21 protein-coding genes are annotated in these 20,765 nt (G+C 37.2%); 8 read left to right on the forward strand and 13 right to left on the reverse strand.

The genetic code is table 11. From position 1 onward, the window contains the following. The 8 genes from AACZ30_RS01245 to AACZ30_RS01280 form a co-directional block, all read right to left on the reverse strand. Entirely contained in the window at positions 1–378 is a 378-nt protein-coding gene (locus tag AACZ30_RS01245; protein WP_075327872.1) for a SufE family protein, read from the reverse strand. Between the two features lie 43 nt (positions 379–421). After that, the gene (locus AACZ30_RS01250) at positions 422–850 is read right to left on the reverse strand and encodes an META domain-containing protein (RefSeq protein WP_339647070.1); all 429 of its coding nucleotides are present in this window, start codon (positions 848–850) and stop codon (positions 422–424) included. Positions 851–859: 9 nt separating this feature from the next. Continuing rightward, positions 860–2,098, reverse strand: a complete 1,239-nt coding sequence (locus AACZ30_RS01255; protein WP_339647073.1) for a cysteine desulfurase — start codon at positions 2,096–2,098, stop codon at positions 860–862. Positions 2,099–2,145: 47 nt separating this feature from the next. Beyond that, positions 2,146–3,462, reverse strand: a complete 1,317-nt coding sequence (gene sufD, locus AACZ30_RS01260) for a Fe-S cluster assembly protein SufD (RefSeq protein WP_075325185.1) — start codon at positions 3,460–3,462, stop codon at positions 2,146–2,148. A 118-nt stretch (positions 3,463–3,580) separates the two neighbouring features. After that, positions 3,581–4,333 carry a Fe-S cluster assembly ATPase SufC gene (gene sufC, locus AACZ30_RS01265; protein WP_075325184.1) on the reverse strand — a complete coding sequence of 251 codons (753 nt, stop codon included), beginning with the start codon at positions 4,331–4,333 and terminating at the stop codon, positions 3,581–3,583. 42 nt (positions 4,334–4,375) lie between these two features. Continuing rightward, entirely contained in the window at positions 4,376–4,780 is a 405-nt protein-coding gene (locus AACZ30_RS01270; protein WP_208223288.1) for a hypothetical protein, read from the reverse strand. 9 nt (positions 4,781–4,789) lie between these two features. Then, positions 4,790–6,235: a Fe-S cluster assembly protein SufB gene (sufB, locus tag AACZ30_RS01275; protein ID WP_208223286.1), complete on the reverse strand. Its 1,446-nt coding sequence runs from the start codon at positions 6,233–6,235 to the stop codon at positions 4,790–4,792. A gap of 88 nt (positions 6,236–6,323) precedes the next feature. Then, on the reverse strand, positions 6,324–6,653 hold the full coding sequence (locus AACZ30_RS01280) for an iron-sulfur cluster assembly accessory protein (protein WP_075325182.1): 330 nt from the start codon (positions 6,651–6,653) through the stop codon (positions 6,324–6,326). Positions 6,654–6,928: 275 nt separating this feature from the next. Here AACZ30_RS01280 and thiL point away from each other — a divergent pair, with 275 nt between their 5' ends. After that, complete coding sequence (gene thiL / locus AACZ30_RS01285; protein WP_339647080.1) at positions 6,929–8,002, forward strand: thiamine-phosphate kinase; 1,074 nt, start codon at positions 6,929–6,931, stop codon at positions 8,000–8,002. Positions 8,003–8,033: 31 nt separating this feature from the next. Here thiL and AACZ30_RS01290 read toward each other — a convergent pair whose 3' ends face one another. The 5 genes from AACZ30_RS01290 to AACZ30_RS01310 all read right to left on the reverse strand — a co-directional run bounded on the left by AACZ30_RS01290 (position 8,034) and on the right by AACZ30_RS01310 (position 11,952). Beyond that, the gene (locus AACZ30_RS01290) at positions 8,034–8,285 is read right to left on the reverse strand and encodes a DUF1660 family phage protein (protein WP_208223283.1); all 252 of its coding nucleotides are present in this window, start codon (positions 8,283–8,285) and stop codon (positions 8,034–8,036) included. A 72-nt stretch (positions 8,286–8,357) separates the two neighbouring features. Next, entirely contained in the window at positions 8,358–9,128 is a 771-nt protein-coding gene (locus AACZ30_RS01295; RefSeq protein ID WP_339647084.1) for an alpha/beta fold hydrolase, read from the reverse strand. 168 nt (positions 9,129–9,296) lie between these two features. Next, the gene (locus AACZ30_RS01300; RefSeq protein ID WP_339647086.1) at positions 9,297–10,589 is read right to left on the reverse strand and encodes an aminopeptidase P family protein; all 1,293 of its coding nucleotides are present in this window, start codon (positions 10,587–10,589) and stop codon (positions 9,297–9,299) included. Between the two features lie 161 nt (positions 10,590–10,750). Then, positions 10,751–11,041, reverse strand: a complete 291-nt coding sequence (locus AACZ30_RS01305) for a chaperone modulator CbpM (RefSeq protein WP_339647089.1) — start codon at positions 11,039–11,041, stop codon at positions 10,751–10,753. Then, complete coding sequence (locus AACZ30_RS01310) at positions 11,038–11,952, reverse strand: J domain-containing protein (protein ID WP_339647092.1); 915 nt, start codon at positions 11,950–11,952, stop codon at positions 11,038–11,040. Before AACZ30_RS01310 ends, AACZ30_RS01305 begins: the two co-directional genes overlap by 4 nt. 438 nt (positions 11,953–12,390) lie before the next feature. On the opposite strand from AACZ30_RS01310, the gene asnB reads away from it, so the two are divergent. The 7 genes from asnB to AACZ30_RS01345 all read left to right on the forward strand — a co-directional run bounded on the left by asnB (position 12,391) and on the right by AACZ30_RS01345 (position 20,752). Then, entirely contained in the window at positions 12,391–14,061 is a 1,671-nt protein-coding gene (asnB, locus tag AACZ30_RS01315; protein ID WP_339647095.1) for an asparagine synthase B, read from the forward strand. Between the two features lie 331 nt (positions 14,062–14,392). Further along, positions 14,393–15,055, forward strand: a complete 663-nt coding sequence (locus tag AACZ30_RS01320; protein WP_075325175.1) for a succinate dehydrogenase cytochrome b subunit — start codon at positions 14,393–14,395, stop codon at positions 15,053–15,055. A gap of 12 nt (positions 15,056–15,067) precedes the next feature. Continuing rightward, entirely contained in the window at positions 15,068–17,071 is a 2,004-nt protein-coding gene (locus tag AACZ30_RS01325) for a fumarate reductase/succinate dehydrogenase flavoprotein subunit (protein ID WP_339647098.1), read from the forward strand. 68 nt (positions 17,072–17,139) lie between these two features. Beyond that, on the forward strand, positions 17,140–17,886 hold the full coding sequence (locus tag AACZ30_RS01330) for a succinate dehydrogenase/fumarate reductase iron-sulfur subunit (protein WP_075325173.1): 747 nt from the start codon (positions 17,140–17,142) through the stop codon (positions 17,884–17,886). 82 nt (positions 17,887–17,968) lie between these two features. Then, positions 17,969–19,123, forward strand: a complete 1,155-nt coding sequence (locus tag AACZ30_RS01335; protein ID WP_339647101.1) for a methionine aminotransferase — start codon at positions 17,969–17,971, stop codon at positions 19,121–19,123. Positions 19,124–19,322: 199 nt separating this feature from the next. After that, positions 19,323–19,958 (forward strand): ligase-associated DNA damage response endonuclease PdeM, encoded by a 636-nt coding sequence (gene pdeM / locus AACZ30_RS01340; RefSeq protein ID WP_339647104.1) that lies wholly within the window; start codon positions 19,323–19,325, stop codon positions 19,956–19,958. Positions 19,959–19,960: 2 nt separating this feature from the next. Then, complete coding sequence (locus tag AACZ30_RS01345) at positions 19,961–20,752, forward strand: tryptophan-rich sensory protein (protein WP_339647107.1); 792 nt, start codon at positions 19,961–19,963, stop codon at positions 20,750–20,752. Positions 20,753–20,765: the final 13 nt, after the last annotated feature.

A 20,765-nucleotide genomic window follows, 5' to 3' on the forward strand; every position in this document is an offset into this window, starting at 1 on the left:
TTAATTAAGTTGTGTTTGGTATGCTACAGCATACATTTTAAGTTGTTTGATCATACTCACCAAACCATTGGCGCGGGTAGGAGACAAGTGCTCTTTAAGGCCAATTTCATCAATAAATTTCGTGTCGGCTTCAATAATTGCTGAAGGATGATGATTGGAAAATGCCCTAATTAAAATGGCTACAATTCCCTTGGTAATAATCGCATCACTATCGGCCGTAAAAACCAATTTCTCATCTTCAAGTTCAGCGTGAACCCACACTTTACTTTGACAACCTTTAATAAGGTTTTCGTCTATTTTATATTTTTCGTCTATAAGCGGAAGCGCTTTTCCAAGCTCTATCATATACTCATAACGCTGCATCCAGTCCTCGAACATTGCAAATTCGTCTACAATTTCTTGCTGTATTTCCTGTATCGTTTTACTCACTATCTTCTGTTTTTTGCAGGTTTAAAAGCTCCTGATTTTCTTTAGATAAAAATATTAAATCTTTATCGCTAATTCTAACATTTCTAATTTCGGGAATTACTTCATTTATAATCTCTTCATATTCCATTTGCCCTTCGCAGTACATTTTGGTTCCCAACGGCGAATTGAATTTCACGATAGAATCCTGAATTTTATAGGTGGCTACAAAATTGTTGCAACCGGTTTTTCCCGATAACCTTTTTTCTGTACCATTAAAATTTAAAATGAAACCTTCTGAAGAAATATCTTCTCCATCCATTTCTACTAAATTATAATCGCCACTTAATGAATTCATGTCTGCTGGATCTTCCGAAATTTTTTCTTCTGAATTTCCGCAGGAAATCATTAAAAATGCGCTGAATATAAATAAGATCTTTTTCATTTAATATATTTAGGAAAGCATTGATTTTGCTTTTATAACTGCATCAATAAACCGGTCTATTTCTTCTTTGGTATTATAAAACGAAAAAGAAGCCCGAACAGTACCTGGAATTTTATAAAAATCCATAATAGGCTGTGCGCAATGGTGGCCGGTCCTTACCGCGACCCCCATTTTATCTACGAGCGTCCCAATATCATACGGATGAAGCCCTTCAATATTAAACGAAATAACTGCGGTCTTTTCTCTTGAAGTCCCGTAGAGTTTCATCCCTTCAATTTCCTGAAGTTTTAAAGTAGCATAATCCAACAATTCTTCCTCGTAACGGGAAATTGCTTCAAAACCAATACTATTCATATAATCTATAGCTGCGCCAAAAGCAATGCCACCACAGATATTAGGCGTACCCGCTTCAAATTTATGAGGAAGACCGGCATAAGTTGTTTTTTCAAAGCTTACCGTAGCAATCATTTCGCCACCACCCTGGTAGGGGGGGAGTTTATTTAACCACTCTTCTTTGCCATATAAAACGCCAACACCTGTCGGGCCACACATTTTATGTGCAGAAACCACATAGAAATCCACATCCAGTGCCTGTACATCTGCTTTAATATGCGGGGCGGCTTGCGCGCCATCTATTAAAACGGCGGCGCCTTTTTCGTGGGCTTTATCTATGATCTTTTTAATAGGATTTATGGTTCCTAAAGCGTTTGAAACGTGGTTTAGGAAAACCATTTTTGTTTTTTCTGAAAGCAATTCTTCAAAAGATTCGTATACAAGTTCTCCCTGTTCGTTCATAGGAATAACCTTCAGTTTTGCGCCCGTTTTTTCGCAAAGCATTTGCCAGGGCACAATATTGGAATGATGTTCTAATGCTGAAACCAGAATTTCATCGCCTTCTTTTAGAATAGATGCAAAACCGCTGGCAACAAGATTAATCCCATGGGTGGTGCCTGATGTAAAAATGATCTCATGAGATTTTTCAGCATTAAAATGTTGCTGAAATTTTTTTCTGGCACCTTCATATTTGTCGGTTGCTTCCTGAGACAGACTGTGCACACCGCGGTGAATGTTAGCATTGTAATTAGAATAATAATCTACAATAGCATCCATTACCTGTTTCGGCGTTTGCGAAGTTGCGGCGTTGTCAAAATAAACCAGGGGGTAACCATTAACTTCCCTATTTAGGATAGGGAAGTCTTTTCTAATTTCGTCAACGTTAAATGCTATATTATTAGTAGCAATGCTCATTTTTATATTTATTTGAGGATTCTATTAAAGCTACTTTTAATAGCGATTTACAGGTTGAATCCTAATTCTACGCCCAATTTAAGGGCTATAAGTTTATTGATTCTCTTCTTAATCTCTGGGATTTTTACACTTTCCAATACATTATTGGCAAATGCGTACATTAAAAGTCCGCTGGCTTCTTTTCTTGGAATACCACGAGATTGAAGATAGAATAAAGCTTCTTCGTCTAACTGTCCAATAGTACAACCGTGGCTACATTTTACATCGTCTGCAAAAATTTCCAGCTGAGGTTTTGAGTTTATGGTTGCTTTATCGTTTAATAAAACATTATTGTTAGACTGGTAAGCATTTGTCTTTTGCGCTTCTTTTTCAACCACTACTTTCCCGTTGAAAACACCAACCGATTTTTCATCAAAAATACCTTTGTAATCCTGGTGCGATTCACAATTTGGTTCTATGTGATGTACCAAAGTATTGTGATCTACGTGTTGTTTTCCTTCAATGATGGTAACACCTTTCATAGTAGAATCTATGCGTTCTCCTCTTTGGTAAAAATTAAGGTTGTTACGCGTTAATTTTCCGCCAAGTGAAAAAGTATGTACAGAGCAGAAGCTTTCCGATTTCTGTTCTATGTAGGTATTATCAATTAAAGACGCCGAAAGTTTATCGTTCTGAATCTTATAATAATCTACTATAGCACGTTTATCAGCAAAAATTTCGGTAACCGAATTAGTAAGCACCGGTTGATCTGTTAAACTTTGGTGACGCTCAATAATCTGGCAATGGGAATTTTCGTCTACCACAATTAAATTACGAGGCTGCACTAATAAAGAAGATTCGTTTCCGGTAGAGAAATTAATGATCTGAATTGGTTTATCGGCCATCGTATTCTTGTGAATATGAATAAAAGCCCCTTCTTTGGTGAAAGCAGTATTCAACGAGTTTAGTCCATTTTTTGGAGCAATTTTGTTGAAATAATTATCAATTACCGGTTTGTAAAGATCTTTATTTAAAGCCGAAGACATTAAGCAAACATCAATCTTATCATGCGTGGTGCTAGATAAGTGTGATGAGTAAATACCATCTATAAACACTAAATCGTAAGTATCTATCTCGTGTATAAAATACTTTTTAATGTCTTTATATTCAAGCGTATTTTCCTGTTTTGGAAAAAGACTATAATCTTCCTTTAAAATTGATTTAAGGGAAGTGTATTTATAATCTTCCTGCTTTCGGTTTGGGAAACCTATAGTTTCAAAATCCTTAATCGCCTGATTTCTTATTTTATGAAGATCATCGTTAGATCCCGTGTACTCTTCTTCAAAAGCCAGGAAAGATGATACTAATTTCTCTTTTAATTCCATGATAATGTATTTTGTCTTTCCCGCAGCTTGTGCTGAATTTATTTCAGTATAGGCGGGAAACTTGACCAGTCTTCAAAAAGACTAAAATAGCTTTTCTTACTTTTTTCGAAATAAGTTATTAAACCGCTTTTTCGGCTTTAACCCATTCGTAACCTCTTTCTTCCAGCTCTAGCGCAAGTTCTTTACCGCCAGATTTCACTATTTTACCGTCTATCATTACGTGAACTACATCTGGTACAATATAGTTAAGCAAACGTTGGTAGTGAGTAATTAGCAAAACTGCGTTGTCTTTGCTTCTTAATTTGTTTACCCCGTCGGCAACAATTTTAAGGGCATCAATATCCAAACCTGAATCGGTTTCATCAAGAATAGCCAATTTTGGTTCTAACATTGCCATTTGGAAGATTTCATTTCTTTTCTTTTCTCCACCTGAAAACCCATCGTTTAAAGATCTTGATAAAAATTTACGGTCAATTTCCAAACTTTCAGATTTCTCTCTAATCTTTTTCAGCATTTCATTTGCCGGCATATCTTCCAGTCCATTAGCTTTTCTATGGGCGTTGATGGCGGTTTTCATAAAATTGGTAACTGAAACTCCTGGGATCTCCACCGGATATTGAAAAGAAAGAAATATACCTTTATGAGCTCTTTCTTCAGGATCCATTTCTGAAATTTCTGTGTTTTCAAAAATAATTTCTCCCTGGGTTTGTTCAAACTCCTCTTTTCCCGCAATTACCGAAGAAAGTGTACTTTTTCCTGAACCATTAGGTCCCATAATAGCGTGAACTTCTCCGGGATTAATATCAAGATTAATTCCTTTTAAGATTTCTTTATCTTCTATACTTGCGTGTAAATTCTTTATTTGTAGCATAAATTATCTGTATGCATCCCGAATAAATTTGGGATTGGTTTATTATTCTTCTTCCTGTTCTTCTAAAGCCTTCTCAGACTCCAGAATTTCTATAATTTCTCTTATTTCTATATTCTCATCCCAGCCTTCCTGTCTTGGGTTGGGCACAATTTTTCCTTTAACCTTTACTGGAACCATATCAAATTCTTCCTTCTGAAATGGTTGTATCTGCTCGGCGAGTACTTTAGACATCGAGTCTATAGTTACGCCATAAACAAAATCGCTTCCTCTTAAAATTGCTGCATCGCCGGCATAAATAAATTCACCGGTTAGCGTTTGAATGCTATCGGGAACTTTTTCTGCTTCAGGCTGGTTCATTAGATCCTGGCGGCCTTCGTCCTGGCAGGAAAAAGCCGTAAAAGCAAGGCTAAGAATTAGCAAAAACTTCTTCATTTCTTCAATCTTCATTTGCCCAAATTATCCTACAGATCCTTCCAGAGAAATTTCTAATAGTTTTTGTGCTTCCACTGCAAACTCCATAGGTAGTTTGTTCAATACCTCTTTACTAAAGCCGTTTACAATAAGAGCAATAGCTTTCTCGGTATCAATACCACGTTGGTTACAGTAGAAGATTTGGTCTTCTCCAATTTTACTTGTGGTGGCTTCGTGTTCTACCTGCCCGCTTTTGTTTTTAACTTCAATATATGGGAAGGTATGCGCGCCACATTTATTTCCCATTAAAAGGGAATCACATTGTGAAAAGTTACGGGCATTTTCAGCTCTGCCGTTTATCTGTACAAGTCCGCGATAAGAGTTTTGCGACTCTCCTGCTGAAATACCTTTGGAAATAATGGTGCTCCTGGTGTTTTTTCCAAGGTGAACCATCTTTGTCCCGGTATCTGCCTGTTGGTGATTATTAGTAACTGCAATAGAATAAAATTCCCCAATAGAATTATCTCCTTTTAAAATACAGGATGGATATTTCCAGGTTACTGCAGATCCCGTTTCAACTTGCGTCCAGGAAATCTTAGCTCCTTTCTCACAAAGTCCACGTTTGGTTACGAAGTTATAAACTCCTCCTTTTCCTTCTTTACTTCCCGGGAACCAGTTTTGAACGGTACTGTACTTAATTTCAGCATCATCTAATGCTATAAGTTCTACAACCGCCGCGTGTAATTGATTTTCATCACGGGTAGGTGCAGTACAACCTTCCAGGTAACTTACGTAACTTCCCGGTTCTGCAACTACAAGCGTACGCTCAAATTGCCCGGTACCAGCCTGGTTAATTCTAAAATACGTTGAAAGTTCCATTGGGCATCTAACGCCTTTTGGAATGTAACAGAACGAACCATCACTAAATACTGCAGAATTTAATGCTGCGTAAAAGTTATCTGTAGTAGGTACTACTGAGCCTATGTATTTCTTAACAAGCTCAGGATGTTCCCTTATTGCTTCTGAAATTGAACAAAAAATAATTCCTTTTTCAGCTAGCGTCTTTTTAAATGTTGTGGTTACAGAAACAGAATCCATAACTACATCTACAGCAACACCGGCAAGTTTTTTCTGTTCGTCTACAGAAATTCCAAGCTTTTTAAAAGTATCCAACAATTCTGGATCTACTTCGTCTAAACTCTCGTATTTAGGTTTTTTATTAGGAGCCGAATAGTAAGAAATATTCTGAAAATTTGGCTTTTCGTAATGCACGTTAGCCCATTCAGGTTCTTTCATAGTTTTCCAGTGGCGATATGCTTTTAGTCGCCATTCAGTCATCCATTCCGGTTCTTCTTTCTTTTTGGAGATCGCTCTAACAATATCTTCATTTAATCCCACAGGAAATGTATCCGATTCAATATCAGTATAAAACCCGTACTCATATTCTTTCGTTTCGAGCTCTTTTTTTAAATCATCTTCAGTATATGCCATCTCTTATTTATTCAAAATTATTTAAGGTTCAAAAGTTTAAAAATTCGAGGTTTAATTCTTGTTTTTAAATTCTGTTCCTTTTAATTAATTACAGAGAAAAACTTTCTCCGCATCCACAGGTTCTTTGGGCGTTAGGATTATTAAATACAAATCCCTTGCCGTTTAATCCGCCAGAAAATTCTAAAACAGTTCCGGCCAGGTATAATACGCTGCGTTTATCTACTACTATTTTTATATCGTTGTCTTCAAAAAGTTTGTCATCTTCGGCCTTGGATTTGTCAAAATTTAACTCGTAAGACAAACCAGAGCAGCCTCCGCTTTTTACACCTACCCGAACAAAGTCTTTCATATTGTCAAAACCCTCTTCACTCATAAGTGTGGCAATCTTTTTTTTAGCGCTTTCGCTTACTTTTATCATAGCTTAAAAAGATTAATTCTAAATTGGGTACAAATATACTATAAAACAAGCGGTTTACCATAGCGCTGGTATATGTTTTAAGAATACATTGATAAGTCTTGCCAATTCTAATTTATAAAAGATTATTAAATTATAAATAACTGAAAATTAAACTTTTTAGTGTTAATTCTGCCTTGTTTTTAAATACGCAAACTGGTGTTTTTTTTAATCTAAGCTCATCTTTATAAGGGCAGTTGAATAATATTCAGTTATTTTGCAAATTAAAATAATTAGTTATGTTTCAGGATAGTCAGGATATGCGTACAAACCTTTCAGAATTAGGTGAATTTGGATTAATAGATCACCTTACCAAAGGTTTTGAACCCAAACTTTCTTCAACTGTAAAAGCCATTGGCGACGATGCTGCAGTATTAAATTTTGAAAATAAACACACCGTAGTAACTACAGATCTTTTGGTAGAAGGTGTTCATTTTGATCTGGCTTATATGCCTCTTAAACATTTGGGGTATAAGGCGGTAATGGTAAATGCTTCAGATGTTTATGCAATGAATGCTAAAGCCACCCAAATCACTGTTTCTATAGCAGCTTCAAACAGGTTTCCGGTAGAAGCGCTGGAAGAATTATACTCCGGTATTGAACTTGCTGCGAAATTATATAATATTGATGTGGTAGGTGGTGATACTACTTCTTCAACTTCAGGCTTATTAATTAGTATCACAGCACTCGGCATTGCTGATAAAGAAGATATTGTTTACCGTAGCGGTGCTAAACCAAATGATTTGCTTGTGGTGACCGGCGATCTTGGTGCGGCTTATATGGGTCTGCAAATTTTAGAGCGTGAAAAGGAGGTTTTTAAAGCCAATCCGAACGCCCAACCAGATCTTGATCCTTATACTTATTTAATTGAAAGACAATTGAAGCCGGAAGCAAGGAAAGATATTGCGCCTTTGTTGAAAGAACTTGGTGTAAAACCAACTTCTATGATAGATATTAGTGACGGACTATCTTCTGAAATCATCCATTTATGTAAAAATTCTGAAGTTGGAGCAAATTTATATGAAGAGAAAATTCCGCTAGATCCGGCAGTGATTTCGGTTTGTGAGGAGTTTGATTTAGATAGTACTACTATTGCTTTAAGTGGTGGCGAAGATTACGAATTACTTTTCACTATTTCCCAGGAAGATTATGATAAAATAAAAGCAAATCCTAACTTAACCGTAATAGGTCATATGGCAGAGGAAAAAGAAGGAATGCATTTAATAACTCGTGCAAACCAGAAGTTGCCACTAATTGCAAGAGGCTGGAATTCTATGGAAGATAAAAATGAAAAGTCTGATAAAAAGGAATAAACTTTCGGAAATTTAATTCCGAAAATAAAGCTTAAGAAGCGTGGGCGTAATGCTTACGCTTTCTTTTTTGGTGAATTTTGGAAATATAATCGTTGGTTTCTTTAAATTTTGGGGTTAAGCGAGCTAAAAAACCATTCGCGGTATCGGTCATTTCCATGCCGCATTTCTCGCATTTGTATTCGTGAACGTGATCTGTAACATTTTTAGACACGCGTAACTTATGCCCGAAAATGCTGCAAAGAACTTTTCCGAATGAAAACCTTGTAGGGTGTTTTTCTCTCATAAGAGCTTGATTTTCTTATTTCTGAAAGTCTAAAGTATAAAAAAAAGTTAAACTTTCGACAAAAAGTTAAAATTAATCGACGAATTGCAAAATTTTAAAAAGTTCATTTTTATCTTCCAAAAAGGCTAAATGCCCACCCGGAAGACTTTCAAACTCACTTCCACAACGTTTAGCTATGGCTTTTATTGTGTTAAAATCCATAACAGGATCATTTTTTCCTGCAATCACAATTTTTTGTCCTTTAAAATTTGCAAAAAGCCCGGTGTGATCTGTACGAATTTTCATTCCTTTAATTGCAGCGTAGATTCCTTCCGTAGAAAACTTAAGGGCGCGATTTTTTAATTCTTCAATTTGAGGTTTGAATAACTTATTATTTTCTGGCATCAATAAATTTGAGATAGCCATACTTACAAAAGCCCTTTTGTTTTTTAGAACCAAAGCAGCCGCGCGGTCGCGATTTGCTTTTCGTTCTTCAGAATCTGCCTGCGGAGTAGAATTTACCAGCACCAGACTGTTGCACATTGTAGGAAAAATATTTTGGAATTCCAAACTTATATATCCACCCATAGAATGACCTGCAAAAGAAGCTTGTTGAAGATCAAGTTCATCTAAAACCGTTTTTACTGCCTGGGCCATCTCAGCCATAGTATGAATTTCTGCGAAGTTTCCAGATTCTCCGTGGCCTGGAAGGTCTATGCAAATAACCTGTCGTTTTGCTGAAAGTTCTGCAACAAAATCCTGCCATATTTCTTTAGACTCTAAAAAGCCGTGCAAGAGAACTAGAGGATTTCCTGTTCCCTGTGAGGTAAAAGAAATAGGTGTGTTTTTGTAGGTTGTTTTCATTAGTGCTTAAAATAGAAAAAGCCACGAATTCACAAAATAATTCGTGTATTCGTGGCTTTAAAAAAAACGTCATCCTGAATTTATTTCAGGATTTAATTTCATTATCAATAGTCTCATATTTGAATCTGAAACAAGTTCAGATACGTAAAAAGTAATTGACCTATTCTATTAAGAATTCATAATATCCTCAATCTCCTCAATTTCAATTGGGATATTGCGCATTAAGTTGAAAGGCTCGCCTTCTGGCTGAATTACCACATCATCTTCCAAACGAATTCCGAAACCTTCATCGGGTAAATAAATTCCCGGTTCTACGGTGAAAACCTGGTTGGGCTTCATGGGTTCGGTTAAAATCCCGTAATCGTGGGTGTCTAATCCAATATTATGCGCGGTCCCGTGCATAAAATATTTTTTATAAGCAGGCCATTTTGGGTCTTCATTTTGAACATCGGCTTTATCCAATAAGCCATGATCTAGTAATTCTGATGTCATTAATTTACCGACTTCTTTATGGTATTCTGCCCATATTGTTCCGGGAACCAACCATTTTGTAGCTTCTTTTTTAACCTTATTTACAGTGTTGTAAATCTGTTTCTGTCTATCAGAAAACTTTCCTGAAACCGGAATAGTTCTGGTCATATCACTAGAATAATTGGCATATTCTGCCCCGGTGTCTAAAAGGATTAAATCTCCTTCTTTACATTGTTGGTTATTCTCGGTATAATGCAGTACGTTGGCGTTATTTCCACTGGCAATAATTGGAGTGTAAGCGAATCCGCGGCTACGGTTTCTAATCATTTCATGCCAGTATTCGGCTTCAATTTCGTGTTCCCACACTCCGGGTTTTGTGAATTTTAATGCCCTGCGGAAAGCTTTTTCGGTAATATCGCAAGCTTTTTGCATTAGATCCAGCTCAATAGGGTCTTTTACTGAACGTAGACGCTGCAAAATAGGATTACTTTTCGCTACCTGGTGTGCAGGATATTTTTCTTTACACCATTTTATAAATCTTTCGTCACGAGTTTCGGTTTGTACATTCGCACGATAATGCTCGTTGGTATTGAAATATACTGTCTCGCATTGGGACATTACTTCAAAGAAAATCTTCTCAAAATCCTGAAGCCAGTAAACCGTTTCTATACCGCTAACTTCTAAAGCTTTTTCCTTATCTAATTTTGCGCCTTCCCAAACTGCGATATGCGGATTAGTTTCCGTAAGAAATAAAATCTCACGATGTTCCGGTTTTGGGGCATCCGGGAAAAGTACCAAAATTGCTTCTTCCTGGTCTACACCGCTTAAATAAAATAAATCCCTGTTTTGTTGAAAAGGCATGGTGCTATCGGCACCAATAGGATAAATATCGTTAGCATTAAAAACCGCCAGGCTGTTAAGCTTCATTCCGGCCGTAAAGCTTTTTCGGTTTTTTATAAATAATTTACTGTCTATTTGATCGTATCTCATTTGTTTATATTTTAAACCTCACTGGTTCTGGAAAACTGTGAGGTTTGTTCGTTTGTAAAGTCTTCCTGCAAAGTTATCATTATCTCCCAGAGGAAAAAACCTCCAGGTAAACCTATAAGTATTATCTGGAACTATAATTTGATTTCGAGAGAAGTCCTGCCTTACTCATATAAACCCAAACGGTTTTTAAGCTCTAGATTTTTCTTTTGTAATTTTCGTACCTGCTCCAATAAATGCTGAATAGCTTCAAGCCCTTCCAAATTTATATCGAGGTCGTAATGCAGTCTCCATAACCTTTCAAATTCCGAAATCTCATCGCAATGCACATATTCTGTTTCTTCTACGGTAATAATTTCTATCAAACCGCTTTCGTAAAGCGAACTAACAAAATTGCGTTTCACTTTATACTTTGCGCAAATCTCATCAGTTGGTATTAATTCTTCTAAATTCATGGGCGTAATTTTTGAAGTTCTTGAAACAGTTCTTTTTCTCTCGCACTTAAGTTTGTCGGCATTTTCACATCATAAGTAATAATTAAATCCCCAAACTGATTTTCCTTTTTATATTTCGGAAATCCTTTGCCTTTTAATTTAACCTTGGTTCCCGTTTGAGTTTCAGGCTTTACGTTTAACTTAACCTTTCCGCCAAAAGTGTCTACGGTGAGTTCTCCGCCAAGTAAAGCGGTATATAAATCCAGGTTTACAGTGCTGAATAAATTCTCTTTTTCTCTTTTGAATTTTGTGTTGTTTATAATATTAAAAGTGATATAAAGATCGCCTTTAGGGCCACCCTGAACGCCCGGCCCGCCGTGACCTTTAATTTTAATGGTCTGCCCATTCTCAACTCCGGCGGGTATTGTAAGCCGGATGTTCTTTCCGTTTACCGTTAACGTTTGTTTGTGACTGGTATACACATCGCTTAGATTTAGCTGAAGCTCCGCATTAAAATCCTGGCCTTTAAAATGACGGCCGCGGCCTGAACCGTGAGCTCTTGCGCCACTGCCAAACATTTCCTCAAAAAAGTCTGAAAAAGTATCATCGTCAAAATTCCCTGAATAGGAATAACCACCCTGGCCGCCCGAGTAAGCCCTGCCACCAGAGGCTTGCTGTTGTTTTTTAGCTTCTTCGTAGGCATCGGCGTGTTGCCAGTCTTTCCCGTATTGATCGTATTTTTTTCGTTTTTCGGGATCGCTCAAAACTTCGTTGGCTTCGTTTATTTGCTGAAACCTGAGCTGAGCTTCTTTATTATTGGGGTTGAGATCTGGGTGATATTTCCTGGCCAGCTTCCGGTAGGCTTTTTTAATATCAGCCTGGCTGGCAGATTCATCTAATTCCAGCAGTTTGTAGTAGTCTATAAAATCCATGAAAACTTATGAATTAATGTTGAAATTCTATCTCCTGAAATTACTAAAAAGCTGGCTTACTTCCCATTAAGTTTTTGCAAAATCGGGGAAATAAGGAGAAATTCAACAAAAAGGTGATTTTCGCAATCTTCAAGTTTGGGAAGAATATTTTTAATGTTTCCCGAAAATTTTACCCGATAAGCGAGATTAAATGCTCCGTCCCGAAGTATCGGGATGGCTGGAAATCAAATTATATTTTCAATAATAGTGTTACGTGAGCTTGCTCTGAAGTAGTTTACTGCTGAAATTAAATCGTAATTATTATTAAATTTAAATTTTGATATGAAGTTAATATGAAATTTTTAGTTTTCGTATGTAACCAAATATACTCTATTAGCTTTTTTTATGAAATATTTATTCAATATTTGTTTCAATATTAATACTTAAAACTTTAATGCTGTGTGTGGAATTGTTTGTGCATTCGATTTAAAAGAGAAGTCTGAAGACTTAAGACCTCAAATATTAGAAATGGCTAAATGTTTAAGACATCGTGGCCCAGACTGGAGTGGAATTTATAGTGATGAAAAGGCGATTTTGGCGCATGAGCGTCTCGCTATTGTAGATCCAATTTCTGGTGGACAGCCATTATTGTCTGACGATAAACAGCTAGTGCTTGCTGCAAATGGCGAGATCTATAACCATAAAGAATTAAGAAGTCAGTTTCCAAATTATAATTTTCAAACAAAATCTGATTGTGAAGTTATCCTTGCACTTTATAAAGAAAAAGGAGATAGCTTTTTAGATGAATTAAATGGGATTTTTGGTTTTGCTATTTATGATGCCGAAAACGATGAGTATTTTATTGCTCGCGATCATATGGGAATTATTCCTTTATATATAGGCTGGGATCAAAACGGAACCTTTTATGTAGCTTCAGAACTTAAAGCTTTGGAAGGAAAATGTACTAAGATTGAATTATTTCCTCCCGGGCATTATTTATCCAGTAAAAAGGAAGGTTTTCAAAAATGGTATGAGCGTGACTGGATGGAATATGATGCCGTAAAAGATAATGAAACCAGTATAGAGGATTTAAAGGAGGCTCTTGAAAAAGCGGTACACCGGCAGTTGATGAGTGATGTGCCTTATGGGGTTTTACTTTCAGGTGGCTTAGATTCTTCAATTACTTCTGCAGTTGCCAAATTATATTCAGAAAAAAGAATAGAAAGCGACGATAAAGACGCAGCATGGTGGCCAAGATTGCACTCTTTTGCCATTGGTTTAGAGGGTTCGCCAGATCTTGCTGCTGCACAAAAAGTGGCCGATCATTTAGACACGGTGCATCACGAAATAAAATTCACTATACAAGAGGGGTTAGATGCGATTAAGGATGTGATTTATCATTTGGAAACTTATGATGTAACCACAATTAGGGCGTCTACTCCTATGTATTTAATGGCTAGAACTATCAAATCTTTGGGAATCAAAATGGTGCTTTCGGGTGAAGGTGCAGATGAAATATTTGGTGGATATCTTTACTTTCACAAAGCTCCAAGTGCAAAAGATTTTCACGAGGAGACTGTTCGAAAATTAGATAAATTACATCAATATGATTGTTTACGGGCTAATAAATCTCTTAGCGCCTGGGGTATAGAGGGTCGTGTTCCATTTTTGGATAAAGAATTTATGGACGTAGCGATGAGAATAAACCCGAAAGATAAAATGATTACCAGCGAACGTATTGAAAAGTGGGTGCTAAGAAAGGCATTTGAAGATTATTTGCCAGAAAGCGTTGCCTGGAGACAAAAAGAACAATTTTCTGATGGAGTTGGTTATAGTTGGATAGATACTCTAAAAGAATTGGTTAATGCCGAGGTGAGCGATGAGCAGCTTAAAAATGCACACTTCAAATTTCCAATTCAGCCACCATCTAGCAAAGAAGAATATTATTACCGATCTATTTTTACCGAACATTTTCCAAGTGATGCAGCAGCAATGTCAGTACCATCTGTACCTTCTGTAGCTTGTAGTACACCAACCGCTTTAGAATGGGATGAGTCTTTTAAAAATATGAACGATCCATCGGGTAGGGCAGTAGCTAATGTTCATTCTGATAGTTACCAAAAAGCTTAGAAAAATAATTTCGAAAATTAAATTTTATTAAAAAGCTACCTAAATCTACGGGTAGCTTTTTTTTATGGAGTTTTAATTCCTAACCTGGTTTGTGAATTGTGTAGCCGTATTTATATGAATTGTCAGCAAAAAGAATTGAAGTGCCTTGGAAGATAGCATTAGGTAAAGGTTTTAAGCTTTGGTATTGTGTTAATTCGGAATAATAATCTTCAACAAAATTATCGCTTACTTATACTTGTTCTAAATAGTCCTATAAACAGCCTTGAAAGTTTGTCCGTAAGTGATTTGGAGTGTATTTTTGCTGTTAAATTTCTATAAAATTATCAAACCAATGGGTGGATTTCTAAATTCAACCATAGCAAGAAAATTTGCTATGGCCTTATCGGGACTATTTCTGGTCTTATTTTTAGCTCAGCATTTCAGCATCAATTTTATTTCAGTATTCAGTAAAGACGTCTTTAATGAAGTTTCTCATTTTATGGGAACCAACTTTTTTGTCCAGGCTTTATTGCAACCGGTTCTAATTTTTGGAGTGATTTTTCACTTTGTAATGGGTTTTATACTGGAGGCGAAAAACCGTGGAGCAAGAGACATAAAGTATGTGAAGTTTGCCGGAAATGAAAATTCAAGCTGGGTTTCAAGAAATATGATTTACTCCGGACTTGTAGTTTTAGCTTTTTTAGGGCTTCACTTTTACGATTTCTGGTTTCCGGAAATGATTCATAAATATATAGAATCGCATCCCGAAGACGCTGCTCGTTATTATGACGAGTTAGTGGCGAAATTCCAAAGCCCGGTTAGAACAATATTATACGTGGTTTCATTTGTATTTTTGGCCCTTCACCTTTATCACGGCTTTTCTTCTTCTTTCCAATCTGTTGGATGGAGAAATAAGTATGCCAAAGGACTTAGAGGATTTACCAAAGCTTATGCGATCATCATACCGCTAGGATTTATTTTTATAGCCCTTTTTCACTATATTAATAACCTTTAATACGTAAGATTTATGTCAGTTTTAGATTCAAAAATACCTAAAGGGCCTCTAGCAGAAAAGTGGACCAATCATAAAAATGATATTAACCTGGTAAACCCGGCCAATAAGCGAAATATAGATGTTATCGTTATTGGAACAGGTCTTGCGGGAGGAGCTGCAGCTGCAACTCTTGCCGAATTAGGTTATAATGTAAAAACATTTTGTTACCAGGATTCTCCAAGACGTGCTCACTCTATCGCCGCCCAGGGAGGTATTAACGCCTCCAAGAATTACCAGGGAGATGGCGATTCAGATTACCGCCTATTTTACGATACTGTAAAAGGTGGGGATTATCGTTCTCGTGAAGGGAATGTTTATCGTCTTGCTGAGGTTTCCGGAAACATTATAGATCAATGTGTGGCACAGGGAGTTCCTTTTGCCCGAGAATATGGTGGTTATCTGGATAACCGCTCTTTTGGTGGGGTGCTAGTTTCCCGTACTTTCTATGCGAAAGGACAAACAGGCCAACAGTTGTTGCTGGGAGCATATTCAGCAATGAACCGCCAGATTAACCGTGGAAAGATCAAGCCTTACAACCGTCACGAAATGATGGATTTGGTATTGGTAGACGGTAAAGCTCGTGGAATTATCGCCAGAAATATGGTTACCGGTGAGATTGAACGCCACTCGGCTCACGCCGTGGTATTGGCTTCCGGTGGTTATGGGAATGTTTTCTTCCTTTCTACAAACGCGATGGGAAGTAACGTGATGGCAGCCTGGAGAGCTCACCGTAGAGGTGCTTATTTCGCTAACCCTTGCTATACACAAATTCACCCAACCTGTATTCCGGTTACCGGAGATCACCAGTCTAAATTGACTTTGATGTCTGAATCTCTTCGGAATGATGGACGAATCTGGGTGCCTAAGAAAGAAGAAGATGCCAAAGCAATAAGAGAAGGTAAGAAGAAGCCAACTGAACTTTCAGAAGAAGAAAGAGATTATTATTTAGAACGTCGTTATCCTGCTTTTGGTAACCTTGTGCCTCGAGATGTGGCATCAAGAGCAGCTAAAGAGCGTTGCGATGCCGGTTATGGAGTAAATAAAACAGGACAGGCAGTTTATCTTGACTTCTCTAGTGCTATTGAGCGTTACGGAAAAGAGAAAGCTTTTACCTCTGGAAATAAAAATGCTTCAAAAGAAGAAATAACAAAACTAGGGAAAGAAGTTGTAGCTTCTAAATATGGAAACCTCTTCGATATGTATCAGAAGATCGTAGACCAGAATCCGTATGAAACCCCAATGATGATATATCCTGCGGTTCACTATACTATGGGCGGACTTTGGGTAGATTACAACCTACAAACTACCATTCCTGGTTGTTATGCTGCCGGAGAAGCAAACTTCTCAGATCACGGTGCTAACAGGCTTGGGGCTTCTGCATTAATGCAAGGGCTTGCAGATGGTTATTTTGTATTACCATACACTATTGGAGATTATTTATCAAAAGATATTCGTACCGGAGCAATTCCTACAGATTCACCAGAATTTGAAGAAACCGAGAAAGCCGTGAAAGAGCGAATTGATAAAATGATGAATGCCGGCGGAAAGAAATCTGTTGATTCCTATCACAAGGAATTAGGATTGATTATGTGGAACAAATGTGGAATGGCACGTAATGCACAAGGATTAAAAGAAGCGATTGAAGAAATTGCAGCTTTAAGAGAAGATTTCTGGAAAAATGTAAAAGTTCCGGGAAGTGCAACTTCTAAGAACGCCGAGCTTGAAAAAGCAGGTCGTGTAGCAGATTTCCTTGAACTTGGAGAGTTATTCGCTAAAGATGCACTACATAGAGAAGAATCTTGTGGAGGGCATTTTAGAGAAGAATACCAAACCGAGGAAGGTGAAGCTTTAAGAGACGATGAGAACTTTAAGTATGTTGCTGCCTGGGAATATAAAGGGAAACCTGCAGATGCAGTTCTTCATAAAGAGGACCTGGTATTTGAAAATATAGAATTGAAAACAAGAAGTTATAAATAGAATTGAGATTTTAGTATTGAGTATAAAAGCTCAATACTAAATACTCACTACTCAATACTTTTAACGATATGAAGTTAACACTTAAAATATGGCGTCAGGAAAATGCCACTGCTAAAGGAAAAATGGTAGATTATCCTGTAGATGGGATAGACGGTGATATGTCTTTTCTTGAAATGCTGGATATACTTAACGAGCAGTTGGTAGAAAAAGGAGAAGATACCATTCAGTTTGATCACGATTGTCGTGAGGGGATTTGTGGTTCCTGTTCTTTGCAAATTAATGGAGAGCCTCACGGCCCAGATAAGTTAATTGCAACCTGCCAGTTGCATATGCGCTCTTTTAAAGATGGTGATACTATTTATATAGAGCCATTTAGAGCCAAAGCTTTTCCGGTAATAAAAGACCTTATTGTAGATCGTACTGCTTTTGACAGGATTCAACAAGCCTGGGGATATGTTTCGGTAAATACTTCGGGGAATACCGTAGATGCCAATACTATTCCAATAGAAAAAGAAAAAGCCGATGAAGCTTTTAATGCAGCAACCTGCATAGGTTGTGGAGCTTGTGTAGCAGCTTGTAAGAATGCGAGTGCTATGTTGTTTACTTCAGCCAAAGTTTCTCAATATGCTTTGCTTCCGCAAGGTCGTGTAGAAGCTACTGAACGTGTTCAGGCAATGGTTAGACAAATGGACGAAGAAGGATTTGGAAACTGTAGTAATACGGGAGCCTGCGAAATAGAATGTCCTAAAGGAATTTCTTTAGAGAATATCGCGCGTATGAACCGTGAATATCTTGCAGCTAGCGTAAAAGGATAAAACTTCCTTAAATACAAATAAATCGATCCCAAATTCTTTTTGAATTTGGGATTTTTTATGCAATTTAATTAAAAATAGCGCAATGCCAGATTTTCAAAATCTTCCTTCAAAACTTCCAGCCGGGAAAACCAGTATATTTTCAGTAATGAGCGGACTCGCAAGAAAGCATAAAGCGATAGATCTCTCTCAGGGTTTTCCGAATTTTGAAACCGATAATCATTTAAAAGAGCTGGTTTGTAAAGCTATGAAAGATGGCTACAACCAGTATCCGCCAATGAATGGCATTCCCGAATTGAGGGAGCAAATAGTTAGCAAAATTGAAAATCTCTACGGAAAGCAATACGATGAAGCTTCTGAAATTATCTTCACCGCTGGAGCTACCCAGGCTCTATATTGTGCTATAAGTGCATTTGTGCATCCGGGCGATGAAGTGATTGTCTTTAAACCGGCTTACGATTCTTACGAACCAGACATTAAATTGGCTGGTGGCAAACCTGTTTTAATTGAATTAAAAGGAAAAGATTTTAAAATCGACTGGCAGGAAGTTGAAGCAAAAATCACTTCCAAAACCAGGATGATCGTAATCAATACTCCACATAATCCTACAGGAACCGTACTTTCAAAAGACGATATGCTACGCCTGGAAAAATTATTAAGAGATACCAATATTATTCTTTTAAGTGATGAGGTGTACGAACATCTTATTTTTGATGAGGAAGAACATCAAAGTGCTTCAAAGTTTCCTGGTTTAGCTGAAAGAGCTATTGTTTGTGCTTCCTTCGGGAAAACTTTTCATAATACCGGTTGGAAAATGGGATATTGCGTGGCTCCTGAAGTCTTAATGAAAGAAATCATCAAGTTTCACCAGGCTACGGTGTTTTGTGTGAATCACCCAATGCAGCGGGCTTTTGCTGAATACTTAAAAAATCCGGGTCACTATTTGAGCCTGGGAAATTTTTATCAGCAAAAACGAGATAAGTTTTTAGAATTGATGCAAGGCTCAAAATTTAAAGGAACGCCTTCCAAGGGGACTTATTTCCAGGTGATGGATTATTCAGAAATTACCGATGAACACGATGTAGATTTTGCAAAAAGATTAATTACTGAATACGGATTGGCTACCATTCCGGTTTCCGTATTTCATAAAGACGGAAAAGATCACAAACAGTTACGTTTCTGTTTTGCCAAAACCGATGAAACACTGGAAAAAGCAGCTGAGATTTTACATAAATTATAATATTACGTCATCCTGAACTTGTTTCAGGATCTAATACTTACTGAAAGAATATTTATCTTTTAAAAAGCGATTCTCAAAAAGAACGTCATTACGATCCCGATATTTATCGGGAGAAGTAATCTCAAGATTCAGTACCATAACTTACAGATTGCTTCGTTCCTCGCAATGACGGAGTCTTCTGAGTTGTTCAAATAAACCAATGACCATAAACCTCCAAAATCAAACCTTCGAACTTCACCCCAGCGGTGCCGCTTTTTGGAAAGAAGAGGGAATCCTCTTAATTAGCGATGTGCATTTAGGAAAGATCTCTCATTTCAGGAAATTTGGAAGTGCAGTGCCTCATAAAGCGATTAATGCAAATTTTTTAAGGCTAAGCGAAGTTGTTGGGAAATTTCAGCCTAAAATTGTCTGTTTTCTAGGCGATCTTTTTCATAGCGACCTTAATAGTGAGTGGAAATTATTCGAAAACTGGCTCAGTTTTGTAGAAGCCGAAGTTGTTTTAATAGCGGGAAATCATGATATTATTTCTCCTTTAAAATATGAAGAACTGGGCGTGAAAATTCATTCAGAATGGCAGCTTAATGGTTTTTTACTTACCCATCATCCTGAAAACAGAGTAGGTTTCTTTAATCTTTGCGGGCATATTCATCCGGGCTACCGATTAAATGGAAAAGGAAAACAAAGCCTGAAGTTGCCTTGTTTTTTCCGAAGAAAAGATCAATTGATCTTTCCTGCTTTTGGAGAATTCACCGGGAATTTTATGATGAAGCTAAATGATGAGGAAAAAGCATACGCGATTACCCAAAATGAAGTAATTTTAATAGAAAACAGCTAAAAATGGAAAAACGTCTTGCAGTACTCAATTTTATCTCGGTAATTTTAATTATTGCGGTTAGTTATATTTCCCAAACAGGAATTATCAACGGGAATACTATGGGTAGTCTTAGCGCCGAGTATTATAATCTTTTTACTCCTGCAGGTTATGCCTTTGCCATTTGGGGAATAATCTTTCTTTCGCTTTTGGCCATTTCTGGTTACCAACTTTTTCAGGCATTTTCTGCGAAAAATGATCTGGAGTTTTTAAGGAATTCCGGTTATTGGTTTTTAACAGCAAACCTGGCCAATGCTGCCTGGGTAGTTTTTTGGCTGTATGAGTTTACGGGAGTTTCAGTATTGCTGATGTTTCTAATTCTATTCTCTCTTATAAAAATAATCCTGAACACTAATATGGAACGTTGGGATGCGCCACTTAAAATCTTGGCATTTAGCTGGTGGCCTATTTGCCTTTATTCAGGATGGATTGCCGTTGCCAGTATCGCGAATGTTTCGGCCTATCTTTCTAAAATAGGTTGGACCACCCCATTTTTTGGGGAGGAGATTTGGACAGTTATTATTATTGCAGTGGCTGTTTTTCTGAATATTGCTATGATCTGGCGTAGAAATATGCGGGAATTTGCCGCAGTCGGTGTTTGGGCGCTAATCGCTATTTATTTTAGACATTTTGGCGAAATCCCACTTATCGCTTATTCAGCTTTAATAGGTGCAATTGCTATTTTTTCGAATATTATTTATCACGGCTGGTTGAATAAGGAGACAAACCCGATGTATAAATTAATTAATCGCGATTAACTCGGGGCGGGGG

The organism is uncultured Salegentibacter sp. (assembly GCF_963972535.1).
Classification (GTDB): domain Bacteria; phylum Bacteroidota; class Bacteroidia; order Flavobacteriales; family Flavobacteriaceae; genus Salegentibacter.